Annotated in this window: 14 protein-coding genes; 10 read left to right on the forward strand and 4 right to left on the reverse strand. The window is 73.4% G+C overall.

The features are described from left to right. Both H958_RS41945 and H958_RS0132040 read left to right on the forward strand, forming a co-directional pair. On the forward strand, window positions 1-202 hold a 202-nt coding region (locus H958_RS41945; RefSeq protein ID WP_037412205.1), incomplete at its 5' end, for a hypothetical protein. Between the two features lie 806 nt (window positions 203-1,008). Beyond that, on the forward strand, window positions 1,009-3,498 hold the full coding sequence (locus H958_RS0132040) for an aminotransferase class III-fold pyridoxal phosphate-dependent enzyme (RefSeq protein WP_028061643.1): 2,490 nt from the start codon (window positions 1,009-1,011) through the stop codon (window positions 3,496-3,498). Here H958_RS0132040 and H958_RS0132045 read toward each other — a convergent pair. Together H958_RS0132045 and H958_RS0132050 are read right to left on the reverse strand one after the other, a co-directional pair. Beyond that, entirely contained in the window at window positions 3,470-4,504 is a 1,035-nt protein-coding gene (locus tag H958_RS0132045) for an ATP-dependent DNA ligase (protein ID WP_196807668.1), read from the reverse strand. The genes H958_RS0132040 and H958_RS0132045 overlap by 29 nt on opposite strands. A 74-nt stretch (window positions 4,505-4,578) precedes the next feature. Then, the gene (locus tag H958_RS0132050) at window positions 4,579-5,373 is read right to left on the reverse strand and encodes a helix-turn-helix domain-containing protein (RefSeq protein WP_028061645.1); all 795 of its coding nucleotides are present in this window, start codon (window positions 5,371-5,373) and stop codon (window positions 4,579-4,581) included. 87 nt (window positions 5,374-5,460) lie between these two features. Here H958_RS0132050 and H958_RS41950 point away from each other — a divergent pair, with 87 nt between their 5' ends. From H958_RS41950 to H958_RS41955, 4 genes are all read left to right on the forward strand, one after another. Next, window positions 5,461-6,861, forward strand: coding sequence for an MFS transporter (locus H958_RS41950; protein WP_081686498.1), 1,401 nt, complete (start codon window positions 5,461-5,463; stop codon window positions 6,859-6,861). 196 nt (window positions 6,862-7,057) lie between these two features. Beyond that, on the forward strand, window positions 7,058-7,390 hold the full coding sequence (locus H958_RS0132060; RefSeq protein WP_028061646.1) for a hypothetical protein: 333 nt from the start codon (window positions 7,058-7,060) through the stop codon (window positions 7,388-7,390). Beyond that, window positions 7,387-8,565: a helix-turn-helix transcriptional regulator gene (locus H958_RS0132065; protein ID WP_028061647.1), complete on the forward strand. Its 1,179-nt coding sequence runs from the start codon at window positions 7,387-7,389 to the stop codon at window positions 8,563-8,565. Before H958_RS0132060 ends, H958_RS0132065 begins: the two co-directional genes overlap by 4 nt. 86 nt (window positions 8,566-8,651) lie before the next feature. Further along, window positions 8,652-9,437 (forward strand): class I SAM-dependent methyltransferase, encoded by a 786-nt coding sequence (locus tag H958_RS41955; protein ID WP_051325101.1) that lies wholly within the window; start codon window positions 8,652-8,654, stop codon window positions 9,435-9,437. 1 nt (window position 9,438) lies between these two features. Here H958_RS41955 and H958_RS0132075 read toward each other — a convergent pair whose 3' ends face one another. After that, window positions 9,439-9,906: a hypothetical protein gene (locus H958_RS0132075; protein ID WP_156028449.1), complete on the reverse strand. Its 468-nt coding sequence runs from the start codon at window positions 9,904-9,906 to the stop codon at window positions 9,439-9,441. Between the two features lie 587 nt (window positions 9,907-10,493). Between H958_RS0132075 and H958_RS44520 the strand changes: the two genes are divergently transcribed. Continuing rightward, window positions 10,494-11,126 carry a hypothetical protein gene (locus tag H958_RS44520; protein WP_156028450.1) on the forward strand — a complete coding sequence of 211 codons (633 nt, stop codon included), beginning with the start codon at window positions 10,494-10,496 and terminating at the stop codon, window positions 11,124-11,126. Between the two features lie 644 nt (window positions 11,127-11,770). Here the strand turns inward: H958_RS44520 and H958_RS0132085 are convergent. After that, window positions 11,771-12,373 (reverse strand): MarR family winged helix-turn-helix transcriptional regulator, encoded by a 603-nt coding sequence (locus H958_RS0132085; protein WP_196807669.1) that lies wholly within the window; start codon window positions 12,371-12,373, stop codon window positions 11,771-11,773. Between the two features lie 26 nt (window positions 12,374-12,399). Here H958_RS0132085 and H958_RS41965 point away from each other — a divergent pair, with 26 nt between their 5' ends. Genes H958_RS41965 through H958_RS44525 form a run of 3 tightly spaced genes read left to right on the forward strand, consistent with a single transcriptional unit; the run spans window position 12,400 to window position 14,727 of the window. Continuing rightward, on the forward strand, window positions 12,400-12,945 hold the full coding sequence (locus tag H958_RS41965; RefSeq protein WP_051325104.1) for a YceI family protein: 546 nt from the start codon (window positions 12,400-12,402) through the stop codon (window positions 12,943-12,945). Next, a complete protein-coding gene (locus tag H958_RS0132095; RefSeq protein WP_028061650.1) occupies window positions 12,926-13,858 on the forward strand; it encodes an NADP-dependent oxidoreductase in 933 nt (310 codons plus the stop codon). The genes H958_RS41965 and H958_RS0132095 overlap by 20 nt, the downstream gene beginning before the upstream one ends. Continuing rightward, a complete protein-coding gene (locus H958_RS44525) occupies window positions 13,858-14,727 on the forward strand; it encodes an NmrA family NAD(P)-binding protein (RefSeq protein WP_051325105.1) in 870 nt (289 codons plus the stop codon). The genes H958_RS0132095 and H958_RS44525 overlap by 1 nt, the downstream gene beginning before the upstream one ends. The last annotated feature ends 4 nt before the right edge of the window (window positions 14,728-14,731 follow it).

Genomic DNA, 14,731 nt, shown 5'->3' on the forward strand with positions numbered 1-14,731 from the left:
CTGCTGCACCGGCGCCGAAGACGACGCGGACGACGGCTTCGACGCCGTGCCAGTCACCGTCTTGGCCGCCGTCTGCACCGGCGCCGACGACGACGCGGACGACGGCTTCGACGCCGTGTCAGTCACCGTCTTCGCCGTCTGCTGCGCTGGGGCGGAGGACGGCTTCGACGCCGTGTCGGTCACCGTCTTGGCGACCGTCTGAGCCGACGTGGTGGACGTGGCCGGGGGCTGTGTCTGCAGGACGCCGGCGGAGGCCTTCGCCGGAAGGGCGAGGAGCGCGACGGCGAGCAGCGTGGTGGTCGCACGCCGTCGTACCCGGCTCTTCCCACTCCCCACTGGCACCGTAGTCTGATGAGCGATTGCCCTGGACCTGGTGCATCAACTCCTGCATCGACTCCCGCCCTGTCAGCCTCCGGACATGGCGGGCGCGCCGATGTGGCGTGCCCGATCTACGGCGCTCCGTCCGCAGCAGGCAGACGAAGCCGGTGCCCGGACTCCGAGATGTCGAGGAAGCGGGTTCCTTGCCCGTACCACGCGTAGGTCACGAGAGCCTCGTCGACGTCGAAGTAATGCGCCGAGCAGAATGCGAGTCCTTCCCTCCACGTTCGCTTTTTCTCAAACGGATTCCATGCGTCCGCCGCCGGCCGAAGTCCTCCGGTCCCCAAGAGGTAGTCGTCGCGCTTGTATCGCGACGGCGCTTTCGCCCGGACCGGCCGGACACCCAGGCCACTCCGGCGGGGTCCACCTGAACGTCGTGCGAGTAGGCCGTGACGCCGTCGACATCGCCCGCTCGTGCTTGGAGCCGCGGTCGTACTCGAGGAAGCCGATTCGCGGTCGCACCCTTGGCCTCGGGCAGCTTCGCCGGCAGCTCGTCGTTTTGATCGCTCCCCGCGGCTGCGATACCGACGCAGCCGCCGGCGCCGCGCACGTGGCGCGCACATCACCCGAGGGCTGGTGCCACCCTTCTCCCCACGGTCCCTCCTATGGTTGGCGTGAGACGAGTCGCGTATGAGAAGAGATGAAGCGGAGCGAGTGGCGCGCGAGGCGTTCGGCGTGACGGCGACGGCGTCCCCGCTGCCCGGCGAGCTCGACCGCAACTTCAGGCTCAGGCGCGACGACGGCACCAGCCTGGTGCTCAAGCTCCACGCCCCCGCGGCGGATCGGTCCGCGCTCGCGCTCCAAGACGCCGTGCTGGAGCACCTGGCCGCCCGCACTCCGGCGCCGCGCCTGCTCGGCTCGACCGTCGTCTCTGTCGCCGGGGAGGAACGCGTCGCGCGACTGCTGAGCTGGCTCGAGGGGCGCCCGTGGGCGGAGGTCGAGCCCGCGCCGGAGCGGCTGGAGCAGCTCGGCGCCGTCGTCGCCCGGACCGACCGCGCGCTGATCGGCTTCGAGCACCCCGCGATGCGGCGGCCGCTGCGCTGGAACCTGCTCGAGGTGCCGGCCGAGCTGGCGAAGCTGCTCGACGGCCGCCCCCGCGAGCTCGTCGACGAGGTGCTCGCCCGCGTCCCGCGCCTGGACGACCTCCCGCATCAGGTGATCCACAACGACGCCAACGAGCTCAACGTGCTCGTCGGTCCCGACGGCGCCGTGAGCGGGCTGATCGACTTCGGCGACACGGTCTGGAGCGCGCGCGTGTGCGGGCTCGCGGTCGCCGGCGCCTACGCGATGCAGGGCCACGCCGATCCCGTCCGCGCCGTCGTCCCGCTCGTGCGCGGCTATCACGCCGTCGCGCCGCTGCGCGCGGACGAGCTCGCCGTGCTGTACGACCTGATGCGCACGCGGCTCGCGGTCAGCGTCTGCATGGCGGCGTGGCAGCATTCGCGAGACCCGGACAACGACTACCTGCTCGTCTCGCAGGACGGCGTCGTCGAGCTGCTCGAGCGCCTGCGCGAGGAGGATCCGGACCTCGCCCACTTCCGCTTCCGCGACGCCTGCGGCTACGACGCCAACCCGCGCGCACGGGCGGTCCGCGAGCACCTGATGACCTTCCCGCCCCCGCGCACCGGCGCGCGCGTGGTCGGGCGCTACATGGAGGACGGCCGCGTCGGCGTCGAGCTGAGCGAGCCGGTCGCGCCGACCGGCGTCGCCCGGCATCGCACGCGGGGCGGCGTGCCGTTCTGGACGATCCACGACGGCAACGAGGTGCGGCTCGCGACGCACCCCGTCTTCGGCGTCGCCCGCGTGAGCGAGGACTTCGACCTGTGGCGCAGCATCTTCCCGGACCCGGGCCTGCTGCTCGGGATCGAGACCGCCGCTCGCGTCGAGCAGCCCGATCTCGTCGCCAAGCGCCGCATCCGGATGAGCGCAGCGCTGAGCCTCGCCTACCGCGAGCCGCTGCACATCGCCGGCGGCGAAGGCGCGCACCTGATCGACGCCGAGGGGAACGCGTGGCTGGACCTTGTCAACAACGTCGCCCACGTAGGGCATGGCCATCCCCGCGTTGTCGCCGCCGGGCAGGCGCAGATGGCGCGGCTGAACACCAACACGCGCTACCTGCACGAATCGGTCGTCGAGTACGCGCGGCGGCTCGCCGCGACCCTGCCCGACCCGCTGAACGTCTGCTTCTTCGTGAACTCCGGCTCAGAAGCGAACGACCTGGCGCTGCGGCTCGCGCGCACCCACACCGGCCGCGAGGACGTGCTCGTGCTCGACCACGCCTACCACGGCAACCTCAGCTCGCTGATCGCGCTCAGCCCGTACAAGTTCAACCGCGCGGGTGGGCGCGGGAGGCCGGCCGGCACGCACGTCGCGCCGCTCCCGGACCCGTATCGCGGCGCGCTCGGCGCGACCGCCGCGCCCTACGCCGACGCCGTCCGCGAGCTGTGCGAGCGAACGCCGCCGGCCGCGTTCTTCGCGGAGTCGCTGCAGAGCTGCGGCGGCCAGATCGTCTACCCGTCCGGCTACCTCGAAGCCGCGTTTGCACACGTGCGCGCGGCTGGCGGCGTGTGCGTCGCCGACGAGGTGCAGATCGGATTCGGGCGCGTCGGCGACGCGTTCTGGGGCTTCGGCGACGCCGTGCCCGACATCGTCACGATGGGCAAGCCGATCGGGAACGGCCATTCGCTCGCCGCCGTGGTCACGACGCCGGAGATCGCCGCGTCCTTCGTGACCGGGATGGAGTACTTCAACACGTTCGGCGGCAATCCGGTATCCGCCGAGATCGGGCTGGCGGTGCTCGACGCGATCGAGACCGAGCGGCTGCAGGCCGCGGCGCGCGAGCGCGGCGCCCAGCTGCTCGAGGGCCTGCGCGCGATCGAGCACCCGCTGATCGGCGACGTGCGCGGCCGCGGGCTGTTCATCGGCGTCGAGCTGAGCCTCGCCGGCAAGGCCCCGGCGACTCGCGAGGCGGCGGCCGTCAAGGAGGCCCTGAAACGCCGCGGGATCCTGATCTCGACCGACGGCCCGGACGACAACGTGCTCAAGATCAAGCCGCCGCTGGTGATCTCCGAGGCCGACTGCGACCGGTTCCTCAGGGCGCTGCGCGAAGTGCTGCCCTGACGTCCAGCGCGACCGGCTGCTCGAGCTGGCCGAAGTCGCACGACTCGGCGTCGCGGTCCGGGCGCCAGCGGACGAACGTCGCGGGATGGCGAAGGAAGCCGCCGTCCATGTGGTCGTAGCGGACCTCCATGACGCGCTCGGGCGAGAGCGCGACGAACTTGCGCTCGCGCGCCGGGTTCCAGCGGTTGCCGTCGCGCTCGGCGTGCATCGCCTCGCCCCACGGATGCTGCGCGCGCTCGATCCGCAGCGGCGCCAGCTCGGTCAGCAGGTCCCGCCGGCGAGCGAGCGCGAACGACGCGGTCGCGCCGATCGGGACCAGCCCGCCGAACGCGCCCGCCCACGAGCGCCCGCCGCCGTCGTCGTAGAGGCCGAGCAGGAGCGAGCCGATCGCGTCGTCGGCCGTCTTGTGCAGCCGGTAGCCGGCGACCACGCAGTCGAGCGTGCGCTGGTGCTTGATCTTGAGCATTGCGCGCTTGCCGGGCAGGTAGGGGAGGTCGCCGTCCTTGGCGATCACGCCGTCGAGCCCGGCGCCCTCGAAGCGCTCGAACCACTCGCGCGCGACGCCCTCGTCGCGCGTGACCGGCGTCAGGTGCAGCGGCGGCGACCACGCCATCGCCTCCAGCGCCGCCCGGCGCTCGCGGAACGGGCGCGGCAGATCGGGGAGGTCGAACGCGATGAAGGTCGCGGGCGTCTCGGCCGCGAGCCGGTCGACGCGCGACGCCGCCGGATGCACGCGCTGCTGGAGCGCGAAGAAGTCGAGCCGGCCCGAGGCCGCGATCACGACGATCTCGCCGTCAACGACGCAGCGCTCCGGCAGCGTGGCGAACGCCGCGACCAGGTCGGGGAAGTAGCGCGCCATCGGCTTGCCGTTGCGGCTGAGGATCTCGATCTCCCCGCCGTCGCGCACGACGATCGCCCGGAACCCGTCCCACTTCGGCTCGTAGTAGAGCCCCGGCGGGATCTCCGCGACGAGCTTGGCCAGCATGGGCTTTACCTGCCGGGTCATGGACGCGCCTGCCATCACAGCAGACGATGCCGCCGTGACCGACCGGCTGCCGGCCGCGGACCCCGAAGCGGCGCTCACGCTCCTCGCAGGACCTCTGCCGTCGCCGCGTCGGCCGGGAAGAACGCTTCGATCGAAAGCTCCTGGACGGTGATGTCCAGCGGCGTCCCGAACGTCGAGACGATGCTCATGAAGCGCAGCTCGCCGTCACCGCGTCGCAGCCGCAGCGGCACGACGATCTCGCCCGGACCCGGCATCTCGACCACCGGCTCGGGCTGGTCGCACGGGTAGCCGCGCAGCTCCTCGAGCAGCGCCGTGAGCTGCGGGTCGTGCGTCGCCAGCACCTGGCGACGCAGGCGCGCGAGCAGGTGCGCGCGCCATTCGCCGAGGTTGGCGATCCGCGGCGCGACGCCGCCCGGGTGCAGGGCGAGCCGGAGTACGTTGACGGGCGGCTCGAGCTGCGCGGGATCGACGCCTTCGAGCAGCAGCCCGACGGCGGCGTTGGCGTCGAGCAGCTCCCAGTGGCGGTCGACCACGACCGCGGGATACGGCTCATGGCCGGCCAGCACCTGCCGCACCGCCGCCCGCACGGTCCGCATCCGCTCGTCGTCCATCTCGCTCTCCGCGTAGGCCGGCGCGTAGCCGGCGGCGAGCAGCAGCTCGTTGCGTTCGCGCAGCGGCACGTCGAGGTGCTCGGCGAGCCGGACGATCATCTCCCGGCTGGGCTGTGCGCGCCCGGTCTCGACGAAGCTGAGGTGCCGCGTGGAGACCTCGGCCTCGAGCGACAGCTCGAGCTGGCTCAGGCGCCGCGCGTCGCGCCAGCTCCGCAGCAGCTTTCCGACGGTGGGCTGGTCGAACGTCGCGGCTTGCATGGAGATGAACCTAGTGCGGCCGCGGAACGCGTCCCATTACCTGCGACGTCATCGACGCGCACCGCCGCCGGCGGCAGCGTTCCGCCCATGAGCTCCCTCGCATTCGCACCTCCGAGACCAGCGGAGCGCCGCTGGGCCGCCCTGCCCGTCGTGCTCGCCGGGACCTTCATGGTCGTCCTGGACTTCTTCATCGTCAACGTCGCCATGCCCGCGATGCAGGCCGACCTGCATGCGAGCACGGGCGCGATCGAATGGGTCGTCGCGGGCTACGGCCTCACGTTCGCCACGCTGCTGATCACCGCCGGCCGCCTCGGCGACCAGCTCGGCCGCCGGCGGATGTTCTCGCTGGGCCTCGCGCTCTTCACGGTCGCGTCCGCCGCCTGCGGACTGGCCGGATCGCCGGAGCTGCTGATCGCCGCGCGCGTGTTCCAGGGCGCCGCCGCCGCGCTGCTGTCGACCAACGTGCTGTCGATCATCGGCGTCACGTACACCGGGCCTGACCGCCTGCGCGCACTCTCGATCTACGGCAGCGTGCTCGGGCTCGCCGCCGTCGGCGGACAGCTGATCGGCGGGGTGCTCGTCGAGGTGGTCGGATGGCGCAGCATCTTCCTCATCAACGTGCCGGTCGGCGCCGCCGCGCTGCTCGCCACGCCGCGGCTCGTCCCCGAGTCGCGGGCGGATCGCGGCGCCAGCCTCGACCTCGCCGGGACCGCGCTGATCACCGTCGCGCTGGTCGCGATCGTGCTGCCGCTCGTCGAGGGCCGCCAGCACGGCTGGCCGCTGTGGACGTGGCTCTGCCTCGGCGCCGCCCCGCTCGCCCTGGCCGCGTTCGCGATCCACCAGCGCGCGCTGCACGCGCGCGGCGGGACGCCGCTGCTCGACCCCGCGCTGTTCCGCGACCGCGGCTTCAGCGCAGGACTGCTGACGCAGCTCGCCTTCTGGTCCGGGCAGGCGTCGTTCTTCCTCGTGCTCGCGCTCTACCTGCAACAGGGGCGCGGGCTCAGCGCGCTGGAAGCCGGGCTGGTGTTCACGATCATGGCCGCGGCCTACCTCGCCACGTCGTCGCGTGCCGCGGCGCTCACCGCCGCGCACGGTCGCCGGGTCCCCGCCGTCGGCGCGCTCCTGCTCGCGGGCGGCCACGCCGTGCTCGCGACGACGGTCGCCGAGATCGGCAGCGGCGGCTCGGTCGCGGCGCTCGTGCCCGGGCTGCTGCTGATCGGCGCCGGCATGGGCCTCGTCATCACGCCGCTCGCGTCCACGGTCCTGGCGAGCGTGCAGCCGCACCAGGCGGGTGCGGCCTCGGGGGCGTTCTCCACCGTGCAGCAGGTCGGCAACGCGATCGGCGTCGCGGTCACCGGGATCATCTTCTTCGGTGCCGCCGGGCACGGCGTCGCACACGCGTTCGAGCTGAGCCTGATCGAGCTCGCGGCGATGTGCGCGGCGGTGGCGGCGCTGACCCGGATCCTGCCCGGCGGCTCCGAGGCGTGAGGTCCGGAGGCGCCGCCGCCCTCACGCGGCGGCGCCTCCTCCCCCCGGCCACCTGCTCGAGTGCGGGCCGCGGGCGGATCCGGACGTCAGCGACGCCCTGCGTCGCGCCGCCGCGGCCGCCGGGACGCCGCGCGCGGCAGCGGCCTACCTCGAACGGGCGCTCGAGGAGCGCGCGCCCGGCGACGACCGCGGGCGGATGCTGACGCTGCTCGCGGCGGCCGCGTTCGACGCGGGCCTGCCCGGCGCGCGCCGCCGCCTGCATGAGGCGCTGGACGAGGTGCGCGACCCCGCCGGGCGCGTGGACGTGCTCACGCGCCTCGCCGGGCTGGACCGCGCCGGCGATCCCGGCCTCCTCGAGCTGCTCGAGCGCGAGCTCGCGACGGCGGCCGATCCCGCCGCGCGCTTCGCACTCGAGGCGGCGGCGCTCGATGCCCTGCTCGCGCTCCCCGGCCGCCAGGCGGAGCGGGCGCGCCGCGCGGCGGCGGTGGAGACCTGTCCCGGACCGCGGACCCGCTGCTCGCGCGCGTGACACTCGCGCACCGCGTGTGGGCCGGGATCGAAGGCGGCACCGAGGACGCGCGAGCGCTCGGCGCGGCCGCGGGCACGGCGCTCGAGGGCGGACTGCTGCTGGACCACGTCCGCGAGCGCTCGGCGTTCACGCTGTGCGCCCGCGCCCTGACGCTGACCGGAGACGCCGCGGGCGCCGCGCGCGCGATCGGCGCCCTTCGCGAGGAGGCGACGGCACGCGGCTCGCTGCGCTTGCGCGCGGCGGCGTCGTCGCTCGCCGCCGAGCTCGCGCTTCGCACCGGCAGCATGATCGAGGCGGAGCATCAGGCGCGGCTCGCGCTCGGCGCCGTCCCCGGAGAGGGGCTCGACGCCGTCACGGGCGGTGCCGTCGAGGTGCTGCTGTGCGCCCTGGCCGAGCGCGGCGCGTTCGCCGAGGCCGGCGGCCTGCTGCGCGAGCACGGGCTCGACGACGCGCTCGACGACTCGATCTGGAAGGCCGGCGTGCGCCACGCCCGCGCGCGGCTGCGGCTCGCCGAGGGCGACTTCGAGCGCGCGTACGCCGACGCCGCCGGCGCCGGCCGGCTGCGCGAGGCGCAGAGGAGCCCGAACCCGGCGCTGACGCCGTGGCGCTCGACGGCGGCGCTCGCGCTCGCGCACCTCGGGCGCCGCGCTGAGGCCGCCCGGCTCGCGAGCGCGGAACTTGCGCCGGCCGAGCGCTTCGGGGCGTCGCAGCCGATCGCCGCCGCCCTGCACGCGCGCGCGGTCGCCGAGGCCGATCGCGAGGCGCGCGCGGCGCTGTGCAAGCGCGGGCTGGCGCTCGCCGCGGGCCTGGAGTCCGTGCGGCTGCGGCTCGAGCTGGGCAGCACGCTCGCGTCGCTCGGGCGGCGTCTCGAGGCCCGAGAGGCGCTGCGCCCGGCGCTCGCCGACGCCGACGCCGCGGGCGCGGCGCTGCTCGCCCGGCGGGCGCGGCGGGAGCTCGCCGCGACCGGGCTGCGCCCGCGTCAGGCTGCGCTCGACGGCGCGGCGGCGCTGACGCCGCGCCAGCGCCAGATCTGCGAGCTCGCGGCGGCCGGCAAGGGCAACCGCGCGATCGCGCAGGAGCTGTTCCTGAGCGTCAAGACCGTCGAGACGCATCTCGCCGCGGGCTTCCGCAAGCTCGGTGTCAGCGCGCGCTCCCAGCTGGCCGGCCACATTTGAGGCGCGTCATGACCGTTCGGAGTGCCAGCCGGAGCCGTCCGACCGGTCAGCCGAACGCGCCCGGCGGCCGTCGCAGGCTGGAGGAGATGCACACCGACCAGGACTTCAAGGCCCATCAGCGCGCGATGTGGGCGGGCGGCGACTACCACGCGTTCGCGACCGCTTCGCTGTGGGACTTCGGACCGCTGCTCGTCGAGGCGACGGGCATCGCCCCGGGGCAGCGGGTGCTCGACGTCGCTGCCGGGACCGGCAACGTCGCGATCCGCGCCGCCGAGGCCGGGGCGGATGTGATCGCCTCCGACCTCACGCCCGAGAACTTCAGCGCCGGCCGCCGCGAGGCGGAGGCGCACGGCGTGGAGATCGAGTGGGTCGAGGCGGATGCCGAGGCGCTGCCGTTCGACGACGACGCGTTCGACGTCGTCACCTCCTCCGTCGGCGCGATCTTCGCCCCGCACCACCAGGCCGTCGCCGACGAGCTGCTTCGCGTGTGCCGGCCCGGCGGCACCATCGGGATGATCGCGATCGTCCCCGACGGCGCCGTGATCGACATGTTCGACATCATCACCCGCTACGCGAAGGAGTCGGTGCTCGGCGAGCAGACCCCGATCGAATGGGGCCGCGAGGAGCACGTGCGCGAGCTGTTCGGCGACCGCGCCGAGCTCACGTTCAAGCGCCGGTCGTTCAACCCGAGCCCGCTCGCCGACGTCGACCTCTTCAAGCGCTACCACCCCGTCGTCCGGATGCTCTACGCCGAGCTCGCGGATGAGCCGGAGCGCATCGACGCGCTCAACCGCGACCTCGACGCGATGGCCGCCCGGTGGCACGACGACGCCCAGCGCGTGCTGGTCATCGTCGCCCGCAAGCGCGGCTAGGTCATCCCCGCGCCGCCCACGCCTGCTTCCCGCTCGCGCACGGCCGGAAGCGGTGCCCGGGCTGGGTGGTCCGGACGCGGGCCTCGAGCGTGCCGGTCGCGCCGTCGGCGCGGAAGGCGCCGGTGACCTTGACGCGGAAGTGGTCCACGAGCCCGCCCTTGTAGCGGATCACGTAGCGCTCGCTGCGCGTGAACGTCCCATCCGGGCGGATCTTCGTGATCGGCGTGACGTTGGTCATCGGGAACGTCCCAGGGCGGCAGTTCATGGTCGCGTCCCAGTTCGCCCACACCTTCCCGTTGTGCGTGGCCGTCAGCGAGATCGGCAGGCGCACGCCGCCGGCGGACTGGGCCGTGAGGCCGTGGAACACCGACCGCGGCGGCGGCATCGCGGCGGGCGCGGCGGGCGCACTCTCGCTCCGCAGCGCGAAGGGCAGCGTCCAGCCACGACAGCCGCGCAGGCTCACCCTCACGGTCCCGCGCGGTGATGCGCCCGTCGGGACGCACGAGCATGCCGAGCGACGGATACGCCATCCGCTTGCCCTTCAGCGCGGCGCCACCGTAGGCCGTCCCGGCGGCGGCGAACGAGGTGCCGCGGAGCGGCGACGTGAACGCGGATCCGGCGGCGGACGCCGGAGCGATGGCGGCAAGCCCGGCAGCCGCGAGGAGCAACCCCACAGTGCGTGGCATGGCGCCCGAAGTACCCCGACCAGTGAGCGTTCAGCCGTCGTTGAGCCGGCTCTGCGCGGCGCCTCCGGCCTGCCGGGAGTGATGACCGCGCTGCCGAACCGGGGTGCGCTGATCGCCTAACCGAACGCTGAGGTGCCCTGTCGCGAATCACCGAGTGACGTCCACTCCGGCACCGCCACGAAAGTCAACCGCGCCTGAGAGGGTCTTGTCACGGCTTCCCGGGTAAAGGCCCTCGGGCCAGGCTCGTGCCTGGTCCGGGGAGCATGCCCGGCGAACCGTCCCGCAGGAGGTCGATGTGTCTCGTAGGTGTTTCGTCCCACTGGTGGTCGCGGGGACCATTCTCAGCGCCGTGGCGCTTCCGGGAACGGCGATGGCCGCCGGCGATCCCGTGGCGGTGCTCGCCGGCGCCGCGTCGACGCCACAGGGACGGCTGAAGGTCTCGGTCGACGTGAAGCGGTTCCGTGCAACCTCGTCGGGCACGAAAGCCGACGGAACGGCGACCGCGACGCTCGGGGGCCTCGGCGGCATGCCGACGACCGTCAGGAAGAAGGTGCACCTCTCCGCCGCCAAGGGCGGCAGCTGCACGATCCTGACCCTCGACCTCGACACGCTCGACCTCACGCTGCTCGGACTCAACGTTCACCTGGACAAGGTCAACCTGGCGCTCACCGGCAAGCGCAGCGGCGGTGTCCTGGGCTCGCTCTTCTGCTCGCTCGCCAACGCGAAGGTGAAGACCGCCCGGGCCTCGGCGGCGCACCGGCTGAACGCGGCGATGCGGCGCACCGGAGTGGTGCGCCCGATCTCCTTCACGGTGCCGGTGCGTGCGGTCGCGAGCCAGGCAGCGCCAACGTGCAGTGTTCTCGAGCTCACGCTCGGGCCGCTGCATCTCGAGCTGCTGGGGCTCGTTGTCGACCTCAACAAGGTTCACCTCACGATCACCGCAAACCCGACGGGCGGCGTGCTCGGCAGCCTGTTCTGCGGCCTCGCCAACACGCACCTCTAGTCGATCGCGGAACGCCGGCGAAGGACTTCACCGCCCAGCGGGGATCACGATCGGCCTCGCGTGGCACCTTCTCGCTTGGGTCGTCGTTCTCGCCGGCGTCGCGTCGTTCTTGGCCTTCAAGGCGGCCACCGTCGCCAGCGGCGTCGACGTCGCGAGGACCGCGACGGGCGGCTGCAGGCGGTCACAGGGTTCCTTGAGCTGCCGTCCGCGGCCTAGCGAGTCCCTCCGACCGGCACCGTTATCCGGTCCTCGGTTCGCTCCGCCCGGGTCTCCGCGCGAGGGCTTCTCGTGGCCGGCGGACGGCGCTGGCAACGCAGTGGGTCAAGTTGCCCGCGCGGCCCGCGCGGCCGCGTGATCGATCCGAGTGCGGACAGATCGAATTGGCGATTTGCGGGGCTCCTGATGCGCTCTCGGGTCGGTCTGCACAGCGGGCGCGCGGGATCTTGCACAGTCCGGCCAAGCGCCGGGCGCGACGCGTCTTCGGCGCCACCGGCGGGCCCGTGGATGACCTCAGCGCCGCCGAAATCGCCGAGCTCGCGGACATGACGCGCGGGTCGCGCGCGGCGATCGTGCTGGAGATACAGGCCAAACGACCCGTCCAGGCCTCAGATCGCCCCCGCAGCCCCCTACCGCGAGGTGGGCGGTCAGCCGTAGCGCACGGTCTCCGCGACGGCGCTGCAGGCGCTTTCAGGATCGACGGCGAGCCCGTCGCGCAGGGCGAGCAGCAGGTCGCGGAGCTGCTCGCGCTGGTCGGTGTCGAGCGCGGCGAACAGCGCGTCCTCGGCTTGTTTCTGCGCGGCCGACGCGTCGGCTAGGTGGCGTTCGCCTGCGGCGGTGAGCGTGACGAGGTGGCGGCGGCGGTCGGCGGGGTCGCGCTCGCGGGCGACGAGCCCGTCGGCTTCGAGCGGGTTCAGCAGCGTGACGATGATGCTCGGGTCCACGCCCATCGTACCGACCAGGTCGCGCTGCGCGAGCCCGCCGTGGTCGTGCAGCAGGCCGAGGATCTGAAATTGGCGCGGCTTGAGGTTGTGCGCGGTGTGCGCGTCGCGCAAGCGGCGCATCGCTTCCTGGCCGATCAGCGCCAGCAGCAGGCCGGGGCTCGTGCGGTGCTCGTCAAGGACGCTGCCGGATGAGGGTGTGATGGGGGTGGTGGGTGGGGTCATTAGGAGTCCGTTTCCTTGGGATGCGAATACTATAGTGCAATCAATCGTTGAGAGCGCTGTATTTCTTTCGTAACCAACGAACACCCATCTCCCTGGAGCCCCACCCGACCATGAGCACCACCGCCCCCGCCGCCCAGATCACCGACGGCGCCTGGCAGCTCGACCCGGCGCGGTCGAGCGTCGAGTTTCACGTGCGCCACTTCTACGGCCTGGTGACCGTCAAGGGCGCCTTCGCCGACTACGACGGCACGCTTCAGCTCGGCGCCACGCCGGCCGTCGAGCTGACGCTCCAGGCCGCCAGCCTGGACACCAAGATGGTCAAGCGCGACGAGCACCTGCGCTCGGGCGACTTCTTCGATGTCGAGCACCACCCGCAGGTGCGCTTCGTCTCCGAGCGCGCCGAGCTCGACGGCGACACGCTGCGCGTCCAGGGCCGGCTTCACGCCGCGGGCCGCCAGATCCCGTTGGAACTCGACGCCACCGTGCGCGAGCTCGACGACGAGCTGGAGATCGAGGCCGTCGCCGAGGCCGACCACCGCGAGCTGGGCATGACCTGGAGCCCGCTCGGAATCCTGCGCGCCCCAGCAAGCTCATTGTCCGCGGCCGCCTCGTGCGCCGCTAAAGGAGACCCGACCCATGCGAGCCATCGCCCTTAATTCCGCCGACACCGCGCCCGCCCTGCGCGAGGACCTGCCCGCCCCCACCGCGGCCGAGAACGAGGTGCTCGTGCGCGTGCACGCCTCCTCGCTGAATCCGGTCGACAACTCGATCGCCTCCGGCATGCTCGCCCAGTACGGCGTGCCCTACGAGTACCCCGTCATCCTCGGGCGCGACTACGCCGGCGTGGTCGAGCAAGTCGGCGCCGCCGTCAGCGCCTACCGGCCCGGCGATCAGGTCTTCGGGTTCGTCCTTCACGCCAACCCGACCGCGCGCGCCGGCGCCTGGGCCGAGCTGATCACCGTCACCGAGGAGCTCTCGATCGCCCCCGCGCCCGAGGGCGTCGAGCTGGCGATCGCCGGCGCCGCGCCGCTGGCCGGCATCACCGCGATCACCGCCGTCGACGCGCTGGAGCTCTCCGAGGGCGACGTACTGCTCGTCGTCGGCGCCACCGGCGGCGTCGGCAGCCTGGCCGTCCAGCTCGCCGCCCGCGCCGGCGCCCGCGTGATCGCTCCGGCGCTGCCCGAGGACGAGCAGTTCCTGCGCGAGCTCGGCGTCACGGACGTGATCACGCGCGGCGGCGACATCCCCGCGCTCGTTCGCGAGCTCGCCCCCGACGGCGCCGACGCCCTGTTGGACCTCGTCAACTACGCCCCCGGCAGCTACGACGCCGCCCTCAAGCCCGGCGCGCGCGTGGCGTCACCGACCGGCGCCGCCGGCGAGGGCCCGGGCCGCACGATGGTCATGGCCGCGCCGACCGCCGAGAACCTCACGCGCCTCGGCGCGCTGCTGGCAGACGGCGCCCTGCGGATCCCCGTGCAGGCGACCTACCCGCTGGCGCAGGCCCCGGAGGCGCTCGCTGCGCTGACCGGCCAGCACACGCAGGGCAAGCTCGCGATCGAGGTCCGCTGATGCTGCTGATCACCGGAGCCAACGGCAAGCTCGGCCGCGTGATCGTCGAGGAGGTGCTGCGGCGCGCGCCCGACGCGCCGCTCGCCGTCAGCGTCCGCGACGCATCCGCGGCCGCTGACCTCGCCGCGCGCGGCGTCGACGTGCGCCAGGCCGACTACCACGACCTCGACTCGATCCGCGCCGCCCTCGCCGGCGTCGACCGGCTACTGCTGATGCCCACGCCGGCGCCTGACCCCGACGCGCGCGTCGCCGAGATGATCCCGGTGGCACAAGCCGCGGCGGAGGTCGGCGTCAAGCACATCGTCTACCCCGGCGCCGCCGAGGTCGAGGGGCTCGATTTCCCGCTGCTGAGCTCGCACACCCGCGTCTACGACGCGATCGTGGCCACCGGGGTGCAGGCCACGCACCTGCGCGTGAACATCTACGCCGAACTCATCGCCGGCGAGGTCACCGGGGCCGTCGCCGCGGGCGAGCTGGCCGCGCCCGTCAACGGCGCGCGCGTCGCGCCGGTGCTGCGCGAAGACATCGCACCGGCGATCGCCGCCGTGCTCACCCAGGACGGCCACGAGGGCAAGACCTACGACCTCACCGGCCAGGACGCGGTGAGCTGGAGCCAGCTCGCCGAGCTCGCGTCCGCGCGCGCCGGCAAGCCGGTCCCCTACCGCTCGATCGACGACACCGAGGCCGCAGCGCGCCTGGAAGCGGCCGGCATCCCGGCCCCGTTCGTCCCCGCCATGCTCGGGTTCTACGCCGCCTACCGTGCCGGCTGGTCCGGCACGCCCTCCGGCCACATCGAGCAGCTCACCGGCCGGCCCGCCACGCCCACCCTGGACGCGATCGGCGCCGTGCTCGACGGCACCGCCAAGTAGCTCG

Origin of the sequence: Candidatus Solirubrobacter pratensis (genome assembly GCF_000425945.1) — a bacterium.
GTDB lineage: Bacteria > Actinomycetota > Thermoleophilia > Solirubrobacterales > Solirubrobacteraceae > Solirubrobacter > Solirubrobacter pratensis.